The sequence below is a fragment of the Stenotrophomonas sp. PI_27 genome (genome assembly GCF_027854495.1).
GTDB lineage: Bacteria > Pseudomonadota > Gammaproteobacteria > Xanthomonadales > Xanthomonadaceae > Stenotrophomonas > Stenotrophomonas pavanii.
In genome coordinates this window covers 88306-103831 of record NZ_JAJNOF010000016.1, presented here as the reverse complement: position 1 = coordinate 103831, position 15526 = coordinate 88306, and the positions used below count along the sequence as shown (strand labels likewise).

Annotated in this window: 14 protein-coding genes; 9 read left to right on the top strand and 5 right to left on the bottom strand. The window is 68.3% G+C overall.

Annotated features, from left to right (window positions below):
* A partial coding sequence (locus LRM18_RS17850; protein ID WP_270955172.1) for a ribokinase occupies nt 1-962 on the bottom strand: 962 nt, incomplete at its 3' end.
* A 25-nt stretch (nt 963-987) separates the two neighbouring features.
* Entirely contained in the window at nt 988-2286 is a 1299-nt protein-coding gene (locus LRM18_RS17845; RefSeq protein ID WP_049466534.1) for a nucleoside transporter C-terminal domain-containing protein, read from the bottom strand.
* A gap of 193 nt (nt 2287-2479) precedes the next feature.
* On the opposite strand from LRM18_RS17845, the gene LRM18_RS17840 reads away from it, so the two are divergent.
* From LRM18_RS17840 to LRM18_RS17820, 5 genes are all read left to right on the top strand, one after another.
* Nucleotides 2480-3451: an aldo/keto reductase gene (locus tag LRM18_RS17840; protein WP_270955171.1), complete on the top strand. Its 972-nt coding sequence runs from the start codon at nt 2480-2482 to the stop codon at nt 3449-3451.
* A 290-nt stretch (nt 3452-3741) separates the two neighbouring features.
* Nucleotides 3742-3936: a hemin uptake protein HemP gene (locus tag LRM18_RS17835; protein ID WP_270955170.1), complete on the top strand. Its 195-nt coding sequence runs from the start codon at nt 3742-3744 to the stop codon at nt 3934-3936.
* A gap of 154 nt (nt 3937-4090) precedes the next feature.
* On the top strand, nt 4091-6283 hold the full coding sequence (locus tag LRM18_RS17830; RefSeq protein WP_281058430.1) for a TonB-dependent hemoglobin/transferrin/lactoferrin family receptor: 2193 nt from the start codon (nt 4091-4093) through the stop codon (nt 6281-6283).
* Nucleotides 6284-6287: 4 nt separating this feature from the next.
* Nucleotides 6288-6887: a hypothetical protein gene (locus tag LRM18_RS17825; protein ID WP_049466538.1), complete on the top strand. Its 600-nt coding sequence runs from the start codon at nt 6288-6290 to the stop codon at nt 6885-6887.
* A gap of 73 nt (nt 6888-6960) precedes the next feature.
* Entirely contained in the window at nt 6961-7896 is a 936-nt protein-coding gene (locus LRM18_RS17820; RefSeq protein ID WP_270955169.1) for a DUF6607 family protein, read from the top strand.
* A gap of 102 nt (nt 7897-7998) precedes the next feature.
* On the opposite strand, the gene LRM18_RS17815 is transcribed toward LRM18_RS17820, so the two are convergent.
* On the bottom strand, nt 7999-10509 hold the full coding sequence (locus LRM18_RS17815; protein ID WP_270955168.1) for an FtsX-like permease family protein: 2511 nt from the start codon (nt 10507-10509) through the stop codon (nt 7999-8001).
* Entirely contained in the window at nt 10506-11153 is a 648-nt protein-coding gene (locus LRM18_RS17810) for an ATP-binding cassette domain-containing protein (protein WP_053462195.1), read from the bottom strand. The genes LRM18_RS17815 and LRM18_RS17810 overlap by 4 nt, the downstream gene beginning before the upstream one ends.
* Nucleotides 11154-11228: 75 nt before the next feature.
* Here LRM18_RS17810 and LRM18_RS17805 point away from each other — a divergent pair, with 75 nt between their 5' ends.
* From LRM18_RS17805 to LRM18_RS17795, 3 genes are all read left to right on the top strand, one after another.
* A complete protein-coding gene (locus LRM18_RS17805) occupies nt 11229-11870 on the top strand; it encodes an arylesterase (RefSeq protein WP_270955167.1) in 642 nt (213 codons plus the stop codon).
* Between the two features lie 87 nt (nt 11871-11957).
* Complete coding sequence (locus tag LRM18_RS17800) at nt 11958-12671, top strand: response regulator transcription factor (RefSeq protein ID WP_002811889.1); 714 nt, start codon at nt 11958-11960, stop codon at nt 12669-12671.
* A gap of 153 nt (nt 12672-12824) precedes the next feature.
* Nucleotides 12825-14096: a HAMP domain-containing sensor histidine kinase gene (locus LRM18_RS17795; protein ID WP_053462197.1), complete on the top strand. Its 1272-nt coding sequence runs from the start codon at nt 12825-12827 to the stop codon at nt 14094-14096.
* A gap of 93 nt (nt 14097-14189) precedes the next feature.
* Here LRM18_RS17795 and LRM18_RS17790 read toward each other — a convergent pair whose 3' ends face one another.
* A complete protein-coding gene (locus LRM18_RS17790) occupies nt 14190-14891 on the bottom strand; it encodes an SGNH/GDSL hydrolase family protein (protein ID WP_049466550.1) in 702 nt (233 codons plus the stop codon).
* Between the two features lie 213 nt (nt 14892-15104).
* Between LRM18_RS17790 and LRM18_RS17785 the strand changes: the two genes are divergently transcribed.
* Entirely contained in the window at nt 15105-15500 is a 396-nt protein-coding gene (locus tag LRM18_RS17785; protein ID WP_064237688.1) for a diacylglycerol kinase, read from the top strand.
* Nucleotides 15501-15526: the final 26 nt, after the last annotated feature.

The following is a 15526-nucleotide window of genomic DNA, read 5'->3' as shown; positions in this document are numbered from 1 at the left end:
TTGGCTTCGGAATCGGCCGGGGTGAAGCGCGGCATCGCTGCAGCGGCGCCTTCCTTCTCGGTCGAACGACCGGCGAACTGGTTGGCGAAGCGTACGTGGCGGGCGAACGGTGCATCGGCCACCTGTGCCAGCGACGCAGCCAGCGCACCGTTGAAGGCATCACCGGCACCGGTGGTGTCGATGGCCTGCACCTGTTCGGCACCGACGCGGTAGTACGGCTGGGTGTCGCCGCGCAGGTTCTCGTCGGCGTGCGAGACGAACACGCCCACCGAACCCAGCGTCACCACCACGGTACCGTTGCCGACCAGCTTGCGGCACAGCGCGTGCAGGCTGGCGCCATCCAGCGCGGCGACGTCGTTGGCATCCACGCGCTCACCGACATGGCGGCCGAGCAGGGCGGCGAACTCGGTCTCGTTCGGGGTGATCACATCGGCCAGCTTGAGCAGGCCGATGGTCGAGGGCGCATCGGCCGGCGCGGTGTTGAGCACGGTGGTGACACCGGCCTCGCGGGCCGTGGCCAGCGCCGCTTCGATGGTCTGCACCGGCGATTCCAGCTGCACCAGCACCACCTTGGCACCGGTCAGCAGGGCCTGCTGCTGTTGCAGGAAATCGGTGCCCAGCGCGGCGTTGGCGCCCGGTCCGATCACGATCGTGTTGCGGCCACGCGCATCCACGTAGATGCCGGCGGTGCCGGTCGGCTCGCTGCTGGCCTCGGCGATCAGCGCGAAGCCATCCTGCGCAGCCAGTTCACGCGCAGTGGCGCCACCGGCGTCATCGCCCAAGGCGCACACGAAGTGCGTCTGGGCACCGGCGCGGCAGGCCGCCACGGCCTGGTTGAAGCCCTTGCCCCCGGGGCCGGTGCTGTAGCGGCCGGCAATGGTCGCACCCGGTGCCGGCAGCGACTCGCACCGCCACACGTGATCGACATTGAAGGAACCGACGACAACGACACTGCTGCTCATAGGAAATCTTTTCTCAACCAGGGGTTCAACTGAAGTGCGTGAGCACGCCGGCGATGGTCGCCGTCATGAAGGTGGCAATGGTACCGCCCAGCACCGCGCGCAGGCCGAACTTGGCCAGGTCGTGGCGACGTTCCGGGGCCAGGCCGCCGATGCCGCCGATCTGGATCGCGATCGAGCTGAAGTTGGCAAAGCCGCACAGTGCATAGGTGGCAATCAGGCGACCTTCGGCGGACAGGCTCACGCCGGGGATCTGGCCGTTCACGATCTGCGACAGCTCGGTGTAGGCGACGAACTCGTTGATCACGACCTTCTGGCCGATCAGCGAGCCGACGGTGGTGGCGTCGGCCCACGGCGTGCCGATCACCCAGGCGATCGGGGCCAGCACGTAGCCGAAGATGGTCGACAGGTTGGTCGGCTTGCCGATGGCAGCGGCCAGGCCGGTCACCTCGCCGAACCAGGTCAGCGGGGCGTTCAGCAGCGCGATCAGGGCGATGAAGGCCAGCAGCATCGCGCCGATGTTCAGCGCCAGCTTCAGGCCGTCGCCGGCACCGGCAGCGGCCGCATCGATGATGTTGCTGGAGGTCTTTTCGACTTCCATCTTCACCGTGCCGCGGGTCAGCGGGGTGCCGGTTTCCGGAATCAGCAGCTTGGCCACGACCAGGGTGGCCGGTGCGGCCATGATGCTCGCTGCCAGCAGGTGCTTGGCGTAGAAGGCCTGCTGCGCCGGGTCGCCACCGCCGAGCATGCCCACGTAGGCCGCCAGCACGCCGCCGGCGATGTGCGCCATGCCGCCGATCATCATGGTCAGCAGCTCGGACTGGGTCATCCTGGCGATGTACGGGCGCACGGTCAGCGGCGCCTCGGTCTGGCCGATGAAGACGCTGGCGCAGACGCTGGTGGTTTCCGCGCCGGACACGCGCATCACCTTGGTGATCGACCAGGCCATCACGCGCACGATCGCCTGCATGACGTTGAGGTGGTACATCACCCCCATCAGCGCCGAGAAGAAGATGATGGTCGGCAGCACCTGGAAGGCGAAGATGAAGCCGTAGTTCTTGGTGTCCATCAACGAGCCGAAGATGAAGCCCGAGCCCTCGTTGACGAAGCTGAGGATCTTGACGAAGCCCTTGCCCAGCGCATCGAACACGTCGCGCCCGCCCGGCACCAGGATCACCAGCGCCGCAAAGGCGATCTGCAGGGTGATACCGGTGGCAACCAGCTTCCAGTCAACTGCACGCTTGTTGTTGGAAAACAACCAGGTGATGCCGATCAGCACCGCCAACCCGAACAGGCCGAAGCCGATCCTGCCCAAACCTTCGACCATGTGAGTGACTCCCCTGGGGCGTCGCGAAAAACGGGAAGCCTAGTGCAGGGCAGGGGCCGGGGCAAGAAAAAGCAGCGTGCGCGCACCCAACGGTACCGATCGGGCCAGCAACGGCAAGGGCTTGCGGCCGGCGACGGCAGGTAGAATGGGGTTCGATCCCGGCCCGGATGCGGGCCCGCAGCAGGAGATTCGCATGCAATACCGTCGCCTGGGCTCTACCGGCCTGCCGATTTCCGCCCTGTCCTTCGGCGCCTGGGTGACCTTCGGTGACCAGATCCCGCGCGACGAGGCCCGCAACCTGGTGGCGGCCGCCTGGGACCACGGCGTCAACTTCTTCGACAACGCCGAGGGCTATGCCAACGGCCGCGCCGAACAGGTGATGGGCGATGTGATCGCCGACCTGCGCCTGCCGCGCGACGGCATCTGCGTCTCCAGCAAGGTGTTCTTCGGCAGCGCCAAGGACCCACGGCCGACCCAGCGCGGCCTGTCGCGCAAGCATGTGACCGATGCCTGCCACGCCGCGCTCAAGCGCCTGCGGGTGGAGTACCTGGACCTCTACTACTGCCACCGGCCGGATCCGGACGCGCCGATCGCCGAGACCGTGCACGCCATGGACACCCTGGTGCGGCAGGGCAAGATCCTCTACTGGGGCACCTCGGAGTGGTCGGCGGCGCAGATCCAGCAGGCGCTGGACATCGCCGAAGCGCACAACCTGCAGGGCCCGTCGATGGAACAGCCGCAGTACAACCTGCTGCACCGCGAGCGTGTCGAGGTCGAGTACGCGCCGCTGTATGCCGGTGCCGGGCTGGGCACCACCATCTTCTCGCCGCTGGCCTCGGGCCTGCTGACCGGCAAGTACGACCAGGGCATCCCGGCCGATGCGCGGCTGGGCCGCGAGGGCATGGAATGGCTGCAGGCGCTGGTGCTGGGTGACGACACCGAGGCCCGCCTGGCCCAGGTGCGCCGCTTCAGTGCGGTCGCGCGCGCACTGGGGCAGGCGCCGGCCACGCTGGCCATCGCCTGGTGCCTGCGCAACCCGAACGTCTCCAGCGTGATCCTCGGCGCCAGCCGGGTCAGCCAGCTGCTGCAGAACCTGCAGGCACTGGACGTGCTGGAGCAGGTCGACGCGGCCGCCTGGGCCGACGTCGAAGCCGCCTTCGCCTGAACCCCAGGGCCGACCGGGCCTGGGGCTCGGTCGGGACGGCTCGGCCGAGGGAACGGGAACGGGAACGGTAGAGTCGACTGTCAGTCGACTGCTTCGAATGACCGACGGCTTCGAGCAACCGCAGTCGACTGACAGTCGACTCTACACGGCTGCGTCGTCCTTTGATTGACATGATCTATCGAATTTCAGAATTCGATCATTAATCTCATCAATCAAATTGAGAATGGTTGTTGATTGTCAACTGAGAATCATTATCATTTAACTCGTCCCTCGCACGAGTCCAGATGCTCATGAATGCTCAACCTGTACTGCTGCGCCCCGAAACGCTGACCCTCCGCGATCGCCCGGTCCGTTTCGTTCCGCCGGAAGAGGTCATCGACAGCGAGGCCCTGCTCAAGGGCCGTCGTGAAATCCTGATCCAGCACGGCGACCGCTTCTATCGCCTGCGGCACACCAGCAACGACAAGCTGATCCTGACCAAGTAATCGCGGCCTGGTCGCCCGCCCGCCCTCCCTCCTGCCGGCCGCGCCGGCAGGGTGGGCGACCCGTCCGCTCCCGCTCTCTCCCCCCCGGTCTACCGCGTGCACCTTCCGGGTGTGCCGGTAACCGGGGGTTCCCCTGCCTGACCGAACGAACCCGATGACCCGCCCTACCGCCCTTTGCGTTGCCGTCTGGATGGCCCTGCCGCTGTCCGCCCATGCTGCTGACGCGGCCACCGCCGCACCCGATGCGCGCGAATTCGACCGCGTGCAGGTCACCGCCACCCGCACCGAGCGGGCGGTCAGTGACGTGGCGGCCACCGTCGATGTCATCGACCGCGAGCAGATGGACCGGCACCTGGTGCAGGACATCAAGGACCTGCTGCGCTACGAGCCGGGCCTGTCGGTCAGCCGCAGTGCCGCGCGCTTCGGCCTTGGCAGCATCCGCATCCGCGGCCTGGACGGCAACCGTGTGCGCGTGCAGACCGACGGCATCGCCATGCCCACCAGCTTCGCGATCGGTTCGTTCTCCAACGCCAACCGCAACTTCACCGATCTGGACACGCTCAAGCGCGTGGAGATCGTGCGCGGTCCGGCCAGCTCGCTGTATGGCTCCGATGCGCTCGGGGGCGTGGTCGCCTTCGTCACCAAGGATCCGGCCGATTACCTGAAGGATGGCAAGGACAGCTACGTCGGCCTGAAGTTCGGCTACGACGGCGAGTGGAAGGGCCTGCTCGGCGGCGTGACCGGCGCGTTTGGTGGCGAGCACTGGAGCGGCATGGTCAACCTCAACCATCGCCAGGGCCAGGAAACCGGCAACAAGGGCGATGTGCGCAGCCTCGACAACACCCGCACTGCGCCCAACCCGCAGGACCGCGACGGTCGCAGCGGCCTGGCCAAGCTGGTCTATGCGCCCAGTGAAGACCAGCGTTTCCGCCTGACCGTGGAAGGCAACGAAGACACCACCGATACCCACGTGCTGTCCTCGATCGACCGCACCACCACTACCGGCATGAAGGCACGCGATACCCAGAACCGCACCCGCGTGTCGTTCGCCCATGAAATGGATGCGCTGGACAAGGGCTTCGCCGACAGCCTGCACTGGCAGCTGTATACCCAGCACAGCGAGACCACCCAGGTCACCGACGAAGACCGTGCCAACCGCAGCCGTCGCCACCGCGCGTTCAATTTCGACCAGCGTGTCTACGGCCTGCAGGCACAGTTCAACAAGGCGTTCAGCACCGGCAGTGTCGAACACGCGCTGACCTACGGCTTCGAGGGCGCGCGTACCGAGATCCGCCAGAAGCGCGACGGCTACCAGGTGCTGGCCAATGGCCAGACCAGCACCACCATCCTGCCCGACGCCTTCCCGGTACGCGATTTCCCGATCAGCAAGACCACCGAGCTGGGCCTGTACGCGCAGGATGAAATGCGCATGGCCGGCGGCAAGCTGTCGCTGGTGCCGGGCGTGCGCGTGGACCGCTACGAACTGAAGCCGGAAGTGGACAGCATCTTCGCCGAGGACAATCCCGGCGTTGCGGTGGCCAGGCTGACCAAGACCAGCGTCTCGCCGAAGCTGGGCATGGTCTATCGCTTCACCGACGAATGGTCGCTGTTCGCCGGCTACTCGCGTGGCTTCCGCTCGCCGCCGTACAACGACGTCAACCTCGGTTTCACCAACTTCGCCTTCGGCTACACCGCCATTCCCAATCCGGACCTGAAGCCGGAAACCAGTGATGGCCTGGAGCTGGGCCTGCGCTTCCTGTCGCCGGTGGCCTACGTCAGCGTCAGCGGCTACTACAACGAGTACAAGGACTTCATCGAGTCGCAGTCGCTGGTCGGCACCAACGCGCAGGGCCTGATGGTGTTCCAGTCGCGCAACATCGCCGATGCGCGCATCTACGGTGCTGAACTGAAGGCCGGCGTCGACTTCGGCCAGATCAGCCCGGGCCTGCAGGGCTGGGCACTGCGCAGTGCGGTGGCCTGGTCGCGCGGCGACAACAAGACCGAAGACACGCCGCTGGATTCGGTCGACCCGCTGCGCGGTAGCGTCGGCCTGATGTACGACACCGATACCTGGGGCGTCGAACTGGCCGGTACCTTCGTCAAGCGCAAGGACCGCGTCACCGCAGCGACGGTGTACCGCCCGGCCGGCTACGGTGTGGCCGACCTGATGGCGCACTGGAACTTCGCGCCGGGCGCCACTTTCAACGTCGGTGTGTTCAACCTGGGCGACAAGCGCTACATCGACTGGTCCAACGTGGGCTCGACACTGTCGCCGACCAGCCGCGTGCTGGATCGCTACACCAGCCCGGGCCGCACCTTCTCCGCCAGCCTTGCCGTTTCCTGGTGACCCCATGAGCCGAGCACTGTCCGCACGCAGGAATGACACCATCGCCGCGCTGCACAGCGCGGCCTGGCCGACCCCGGCACAGCTGGCCACGCTCGGCACCGTGCTGTGCCTGTACCACGCCGATGGCAACGAGCTGGGGGGCTGGCGGCAGGCCGTACGCGTGCACGCCTGCCAGGGCGTGGACAGCGAAGGCCTGCGCGAAAGCCTGTGCTTCCTCGATGGCCGCGGCCGCTGCGTGTGGCGCCTGTACCTGCTGCCCGACAGCGATTTCCTGGCCTGGGACCGGCTGGTCGCGGCGCTGCCGCCGGGCCCGGCGCACGACAGCGAGGGCAGTGTCGGCGAGCGCCTGTGGCGGCGCCTGGCCGGCCATCTCGGTGGCCAGCGCTGGCGGCTGTGTGCGCTGCGCCTGCATGCCGCCGACGACGGCCGCACGCTGGCGGCCAGCCTGTCGACGCTGTCGTCGCTGGGCGCGACCGCCGCGCGACGTATTGCGCGCCTGGAAGGCGCCGAAGGCGAGCTGGTCGTCGACGATTGCTGCTGCGCCGATGCCGCACGTCGACCTGCGGCGCGCCTGCCCGGCGAGCCGCCACTGATCCGCCTGTGATCGGCGGCGGGCCGAATGTCCGTTGGCCACCGATGGCCTCTCATTACATCTGCAACCCCGAAGGAAGACCCCGATGAAGCTCCAGACAGCCAGCGTCCTGCTGCTGCTCGCCACCGGCGGCGTGGCCAGCGCGCAGCCCTCCGACGTCGCCCGCGACCACGACAGCATTCTTGCCCTGCAGGGCGAGTACACCGTCGATTTCGCATTCGACGAGACCGTGCTGCTGAAGCCCGGCTACGAGCGCGCCCCGGCGATGCGCAGCGGCGGCAACGAGCTGGTGATCGTGGTCGAGGACACGCCGAAGCGCATCGTGCTGCAGCACCTGCTGCTGGATGAGAAGAGCGGCCACATCACCAAGCACTGGCGCCAGGACTGGGTCTACGAAGCACACAGCCGCTTCGAGTTCAGCGCCGACCAGACCTGGCAGGTGCGCCGCATTCCCGCAGCGGTGAACCAGGGCGCCTGGACCCAGTGCGTGTACGAAGTGAGCGACGCACCGCGCTACTGCGGCACCGGCAAATGGACCTACACCAACAACGTGCCGAGCTGGACCAGCGACCTGAGCTGGCGCCCGTTGCCGCGCCGCGAGTACACCAAGCGCAGCGACTACAACGCGCTGGCCGTGGTCAACCGCCACACGCTCACGCCCAATGGCTGGACCCACGAGCAGTTCAACACCAAGGTGCAGCGCAACGCCGACGGCAGCCAGGTGGAGATCGCCCGCGAGTTCGGCTTCAACGACTACGTCAAGACCACCGAGGTCGACTTCACCCCGGCGCGTGACTACTGGAAGGCCACTGCCGGTTACTGGGCCAAGGTGCGCCAGCGTTGGGACGGTTTCCTCGGCCAGGCCCCGGGCGTGCACCTGAAGACCAGGATCGATGGCATGGCGATGATCATTCCGCTGTTCACCCAGGCCGAAGCGATCCAGTCTGGCAAGAAGGTGAAGGACAAGCAGATCGACGAAGTGTTTGCCAAGTACGTGGAAAAGGCGCCGAAGGAAGGCTGATCGCCGCGGTGGAGAAGGGTGCCGGGCGTACCCGGCACCGCATCCACCTGCTTCCGGTGGGTGCCGAGCCTGCTCGGCACGCCGTCCGGAGGCGCAACCGATTCAGGCCTCGCGCAGCGCCAACGCCGGCGGCGTATGCAGGATCGCCCGCGTACCCCACCAGCCCGCCAGCAGGCTCAACCCGATGCCGACCACGCCGCCGATCAGCAGGCCCGGCCACGGCGGCAGCAACGGCAGCTCGAACACCTTCTGCGACACCGCCACACCGATCGCTGCGGCCGCGCCCACCGCCAGCATCGCCGCCAGCGTGCCCAACGCGCCGAACTCCACCAGCACGGCACCGCGCAGCTGGCGCCGGGTCGCACCCAGCGTGCGCAGCACCGCGCTGTCGTAGCGGCGCTCGCCGGCGGTGGCCTGCAGCGCCGCCAGCAGCACCAGCACGCCGGCCAGCAGGCTGAACACCATCACCAGTTGCACCGCCTGCGCCACGCGCTCCATCACGTCGCGCACCTGCGAGATCACCGCGTCCACGTCCAGCAGCGACAGGTTCGGCTGCGCGCGCACCAGCTCGCCCAGCCCGGCCGCGTTGCCGGACGGCAGATGGAAGGCCGACAGCAGGTTGTGCGGCGTATCGCCCACCGCGTTGGGGTTCAACAGCACGAAGAAATTCGGCCGGAACGTGTTCCAGTCGGCCTTGCGGATGCTGGTGACGGTGAACTCGCGCTGCTGCTCGCCTACGGAAATCGTAATGCGATCGCCCAGGTGCGCGCCGTAGCGCCGCGCCCAGCCGGTTTCCACCGAGGCTTCCGCCGCGGTGCTGCCGGCCTGCCAGAAGCGGCCTTCCAGCAGCGCATTGGCGGGCGGGAACGTGCTGCGCCAGCTGAAGTTCAACGGCCGGTTCTCGTCGTCGTCCTCGCGGGGGCCGTTGCTCGTGCCGTTCCCTTCGGCGGCGGCCGGGTCCACGCGCAGCGGCGGCTTGCCGTTGATCGCGATCAGGCGGCCGGTCGCCATCGGCTCGATGCTGGCGTCGCCGGCGCCCAGTCCACGCAATGCGGCCAGCACACTGTCGCGTTGCTCGGGCTGGATGTTGATCAGGAAGTAGTTCGGCGTATCCGCAGGCAGGCGCTCGCGCCACTGCTGCAGCAGGCCGGGGCCGGTCACCGCCAGCAGCAACAGCGCGCACAACGACAGCGACAGCCCGACCAGCTGCATCACTGCCAGCATCCGGCGCCGGGTCAGCGCGGCCAGGCCGAGCCGCCAGTGGCCATGCAGGCGGTGCTGCAGGCCGCGCAGCAGCTGCAGCAGCACGAAGCCGACCGCACCGGCCGCCAGCGCCAGCGCGGCCAGGCCGCCGAGCACCCACAGCGCCAGTTTCAGATCGCCGGTGACCTGCACCGCCAGCAGCAGGCTGGCCGCCAGCGCCGCCACATAGGCCAGCAACGACGCCGGCGGCAGGGCGGCGAAGGAACGGTTGAGCACGCGCATCGGCGGTACCCCGCGCAGGCGCAGCAGCGGCGGCAGGCCGAAGCCGAACAGCAGCAACAGGCCAATGCCCGCGCTGGTCAGTGCCGGCATCGCTTCCGGCAGCGGAAGGCGCTGCGGCACCAGGCTGCCCAGCACCTGCACCAGGCCTTCCTGCGCGGCCATGCCCAGGCCGATGCCGAGCGCGCAGGCCGGCACCGCCAGCATCAGCAGCTGCAGCGCCAGGCCCAGCAGGATGTCGCGCTGGCGCGCGCCCAGGCAGCGGAGGATCGCGACCTGGTCGATGCGGCGCAGCGCGAAGCGGTTGGCCGCCAGCGCGGTGGCCACACCGGCCAGCAGCACCGCCAGCAGCGCGCTCAGGCCGAGGAAGCGCCCGGCCAGATCGAACGCCTGGCGCACGCCGCGCTGGGTGTCGTCCACGCTCAGCAGGCGCAGGCCCTTGACCTGCGGCAGCAGCCACTGGCGCAGGGCGGCAACCTGATCGGCCGGTCCGGCAAACATCAGCCGGTAATTGATGCGGCTGCCGGGACCGAGGAGGCCGGTGCCCTCCACATCGGCGCGGTTGACCAGCAGGGTGGGCGACAGTGTCAGCAGGTCGCCGCCGGCATCCGGCTCGGCCTCGATGATGCCGGCGATGCGCAGCGTGCCGGCGCCGAATTCGAGGTCATCGCCGGCCTTCAGGCCCAGTCCCTGCAGCAGGCGCGGGTCGGCATAGGCCTGGCCCTTGGGCGGCATGCCGGCACCTGTGATCAGCGCCCCGCCGGGCGTGGCCCGAACCCGCAGCGTGCCGCGCAGCGGATAACCCGCCTGTACCGCCTTGATGCTGGCCATCTGGCTGGCATCGCCGTTGAAGAGCACGCTGCCGAAGCTGGCGATGCGGGTATGCGCCAGGCCACGCCGTTGCGCCTCGTCGGCGAATGCCTGCGGCGGATCATCGCGCCCGGCGATGCCGAGGTCGCCGCCGAGCATTTCCGCCGCGCTGCCGGTCAGCGCCAGGTTGACCCGGTTCACCAGCGTGCCCACGGCGGTCATCACCGCCACGCCCAGCACCAGCGCGGCGAACACGGTCAGCAGATCGCCGGCCAGGGCTTCGCGGCGCAGCGCGCGCCACGCGTGACGCAGCAGCTTCATGCCTGCGCCCCGCGCTCGACCGGCAGCAGGCGGCCGTCATCGATGCGGTGGATGTACTGGCAGCGCTGGGCCAGGCGCAGGTCGTGGGTGACCAGGACGAGGGTGGTGCCGCTGCCGGCGTTGAGTTCGAACAGCAGGTCGCTGATGTGCTGGCCGGTGGCATGGTCGAGCGAGCCGGTCGGTTCGTCGGCGAACAGGATGCGCGGGCGGGTGACGAAGGCACGTGCCAGCGCCACGCGCTGCTGCTCGCCACCGGACAGCTGGCGCGGGTAGTGGCGGGCGCGATGGGCCAGGCCGACCTGGGCCAGCACCTGGTCCACCCGTGCGCGGTCCTCGCGTCCGGCCAGTTCCAACGGCAGCGCGACGTTCTCGGCGGCAGTCAGCGCCGGCAGCAGGTGGAAGCTCTGGAACACGAAGCCTACCTCGCGCGCGCGCAGCTGGGCCCGAGCTTCCTCATCCAGGTCGCCCAGGTTCTGGCCCGCCAGCGCGATGTGGCCGCGGCTGGGCAGGTCCAGTCCGGCCAACAGGCCGAGCAGGGTGGTCTTGCCGGACCCCGAGGCACCGACGATGGCCACACTGGTACCTTCATGGACGGTCAGGGTGATGTTGTCCAGTATGTGGACTTCACCCTCCGGGCCCTGCACGGACTTGCCGACCTGGTCGACGGCGATGGCGACGGGCGCGCTGCGGGGGGACAGGCTGTCGATGAGGAGACTCCAATGCGCAAGACGGGATGGAGCCGGCGAGCCGGCGCGATGATGGTGCTGCTGCTGGGATTGCTGCTGCCCGGGCTGGCCGGAGCCAAAGGCCCGGCGGGCACGGTGCTGGTCCTCGGCGACAGCCTCAGTGCTGCCCACAATATCCCCGCCGACGCCGGCTGGGTCAGCCTGCTGCAGCAGCGGGTCAGGCAACAGTCGAAAACACCGGCGCGCATCGTCAATGCCAGCATGAGCGGAGAGACCACTGCCGGCGCGCTGACCCGCCTGCCGGGCCTGCTGGCGAAGGAAAAGCCGACGGTGGTGGTGATCGCGCTGGGCGGCAACGACGCGCTGCGCGGGCTGACCCCGGCACAGGTGCAAGGCAACCTGGAAAAGATGGTGCAGGCCAGCCAGAAGGCCGGCGCCAAGGTGCTGCTGCTGGGCATCGACGTGCCGCCCAACTACGGGCCTGCTTACCGCCAGCGCCTGGCTGCGGCCTACAAGGCGCTCGCCACGCAGTACAAGGTGCCGCTGCTGCCGTTCCTGCTGGAAGGCGTGGCCCTGCAGCCGGACATGATGCAGGCCGATGGCCTGCACCCCACGGCGCAGGCGCAACCGAGGGTGCTGGACAACGTCTGGCCGCTCCTGCGGCCCCTGCTCTGAACGATTTACAACCCTCTTGACGGAACTTCACATCGCGTCCACCGTCGATCCGGCATGTTTCACAAAGCTGAAGTTAGAGGGAATCACATGCGTCAGACGAAGGAGACCTCCGGCTTGGTGCTGGTGGTCGAAGACAACCGCAACATCTCCGAGATGATCGGGGAATACCTGGAAGGTCGCGGCTTCGAAGTCGACTATGCACAGGACGGCCTGGATGGCTACCGCCTTGCGGCGGAGAACAGCTATGACGTCGTGGTGCTCGATCTCATGTTGCCGCGCCTGGATGGCATCGAAGTATGCCGTCGCCTGCGCAACGATGCGCGCAAGTCCACACCGGTGCTGATGCTCACGGCACGCGACACGCTGGACGACAAGCTCACCGGCCTCGGTTTCGGCGCCGATGACTACCTGACCAAGCCCTTCGCGATCCAGGAGCTGGAAGCCCGCCTGCGCGCGCTGATCCGTCGCGAACGCCGCCAGGTCGGTTCGGAAGTGCTGAAGGTCGCCGACCTGGTGCTCGACCCGGTCAGCATGCGTGCCACCCGCGCCGGCACCGAGCTGCAGCTGTCGCCGATCGGCCTGCGCCTGCTGACCATCCTGATGCGCGAATCGCCGCGCGTGGTCACCCGCCAGGAGATCGAACGCGAGATCTGGGGCAATGGCCTGCCGGATTCGGACACCCTGCGCAGCCATCTGTACAACCTGCGCAAGATCATCGACAAGCCGTTCGACCGTCCGCTGCTGCACACCGTGCAGAGCGCCGGTTACCGCATTGCCGATATCGCCCAGCCGATGGCCTGATCGGGGCCAGGCCGGTGCAGCATCAGGCCCGGCCGGGCAACGACCCCGCACCGGGCACGGATGACCGGCCGGCGCTGCCGCCGGTCATCCTCCGTGCACGACTACGGCGCAGCGCGCTGCCTATAATCGCAGCGCTCTGACCGGGACCCCGCAATGCCGCACGGCCTGCCGCGCAAGATCCGTATCGCCTTCATCCTGCAGGCAGTTCTGGCCAGCCTGGGCATCCTGCTCGGTGCCTGGCTGGTTTCGCTGGTGATCAAGCACAGCCTGGTCGGCGCCGCCCTGCGCGAGGAAGCGGCCTATTACTGGACGCTGCACGAAGCCTCGCCGGTACAGCCACCGCCCAACACCCAGAACATCCGCGGCTACCTGCTGGAAAGCGGGCAGTCGGCGCTGTCCCTGCCGGCCAACCTGCGCAACCTGGAGCCGGGGTTCCACGAGCTGCGCGGGGACGACCAGCTGGTACTGGTCGATGTACGTCCGGCCGGCCGCCTGTACCTGGTGTTCCTGCGTTCGCGTGCGGAGATGCTGGCGTTCTGGTTCGGCATCGTGCCGGTGCTGCTGACCCTGTTGGCGGTGTATGGCGCCAGCTGGGTCACCTACCGTGCCTCCAAGCGCTTGGTGTCGCCGGTGAACTGGCTGGCACGGCGCGTCTCGCGCTGGGACCCGGGCCACCCCGAAGCGGCCGATCTGGAGCCGAACAAGCTGCCGGCGGACATGCAGGGCGAGACCCGGCAGCTGGCGGCCGCCCTGCATTCGCTGGCCAACCGGGTCAGCGCGCACGTGGCCCGCGAGCGCAACTTCACCCGCGATGCCAGCCACGAGCTGCGCACGCCGTTGACCGTCATCCGCGTGGCCAGCGACATGGCGTTGGGCGATGAGACCCTGCAACCACGCCTGCGCCGCAGCCTGCAGCGCATCCAGCGTGCCGGCCGTGACATGGAAGCGGTGATCGACGCGTTCCTGATCCTGGCGCGCGAGGCCGATGTCGAACCGCAGATCGAGCTGTTCGATGTCAACGACATCGTCCGCTACGAGGTGGACAACGCCAACGAACTGCTGGGCAACCGGCCAGTGTCGGTGCACCTGCACAGCGAAGGCCCGGTGCAGCTGCACGCACCGCCACGGGTGCTGCAGGTGGTGGTCAGCAACCTGGTGCGCAACGCCTGCAGCTACACCGACGAAGGGCGCATCGACGTGCACGTGCTCAACGATCGCGTGGTGGTGCGCGACAGCGGCATCGGCATGTCCGCCGAGGCGCTGTCGCGCGCGTTCGAGCCGTTCTACCGCGCCGAGCCGAGCCGCCCGCAGGGAACCGGCCTGGGCCTGTCGATCGTACGCAGGCTGTGTGATCGCTTCGGCTGGAAGGTCAGCCTGGCCAGCGAGCCAGGGCAGGGCACCGAGGCCACGGTGATCTTCCGCTGATCCCCCGACCCCATTGCCCGTGATTCAGTAGATCCACGCCATGCGTGGATGGGGTTGCGGTAGCGCCGGGCCATGCCCGGCGTCCGCAGTCCCTCAGTTGCAGTGGACCTTAGGCGCCAGCGCCTTGGTCCAGATCGCGTAGCCGGCCGGGGTCATGTGCAGCATGTCCTCGCGGAACAGTGTCGCATCCGGCTGGCCGTCGGCGCCGAGCATCGGCGTGTAGATGTCGGTAAAGCCGGTGTTGGGCAGCCTGGCCAGCGCAGCCTTGATCAGCGCGTTGGCTTCCTTGATTGCCGGCAGCAGGTGCGCGCGCGACGGGCTCGGCTTGATGGACAGGTATTCCACCCGGGTCTTCGGCAGGTCGCGGTGCACGCGCTGCACGAAGGCGACCACATCGTCGCGCACCTGCACGGCGCTGCGGCCGCTGTTGAGGTCGTTGTCACCGGCGTAGAAGAACACCTTGCACGGCGCATACGGCACCACGATGCGGTCGGCATACCAGGTGCTGTCGCGCACTTCCGAACCGCCGAAGCCGCGGTTGAACACCGGCTGGCCGGGGAAATCGGTGGCCAGGCTCTCCCAGAAGCGGATGGAGGAGCTGCCGATGAACTCGATGCCACCGCGCGGCGGCGGGTTCGCCTGGTCCGCGCTGGCGAAGTGGGCCATGTCGCCGGCCCAGGCCACGTTGGAGACCTGTTCGGGCACCTGCGGCGGCCTGGCCGGGCCCAGGGCCTGGGCAAGCGGTGCGGCAGTCAGCAGGCCCAGCATCAGCAGGCAGGTGTGGCGACGGGACATCAGGCGCTCCAGCAGGCAAGGGAAGACCCATCATAGGAGCATGGCGCGGCCCGGTGCTTGCCCCTGGCAGGCCATTCGCCCGGGCCGCCGGGGATAGGGCCGGCGGCCTTGTGGCAAAATGGCGGCCGTCTGCCTATTCCTGTGCACCCATGATTCCCTGCCGTGCGTCTGAGCGGTTGCTGCGCCGCGCCCCTGTTGCTGGACGTTCCACCCGTGGCTGATCAGTTCGGTCATCTGCCGCGCGGCCCTCGCCGCATCTTCCAGGCCGCCCGCTGGTCCTGGCAGGGCCTGCGGGCCGCCTGGCTGCACGAGTCGTCGTTCCGGCTGGAGGTGTACCTGCTGATCCTGCTGACGCCCGCCGCGGTCTGGCTGGGCCAGACCCCGGTCGAACGCGCGTTGCTGATCGGCTCGATGCTGCTGGTACTGGCCATGGAGCTGGCCAACTCGGCCATCGAAGCGGTCATCGAACGCTACGGCAGCGAGATCCACGAACTGGCCGGCCGTGCCAAGGACATGGGCTCGGCGGCGGTGTTCGTGCTGATGATGAACGTGCTGCTGTGCTGGGCGCTGGTCGTGGTTCCGCACGCGCTGGCCGGCAGCTACGGCTGAAACCCCATTCCCCCACTGCCTTGAAG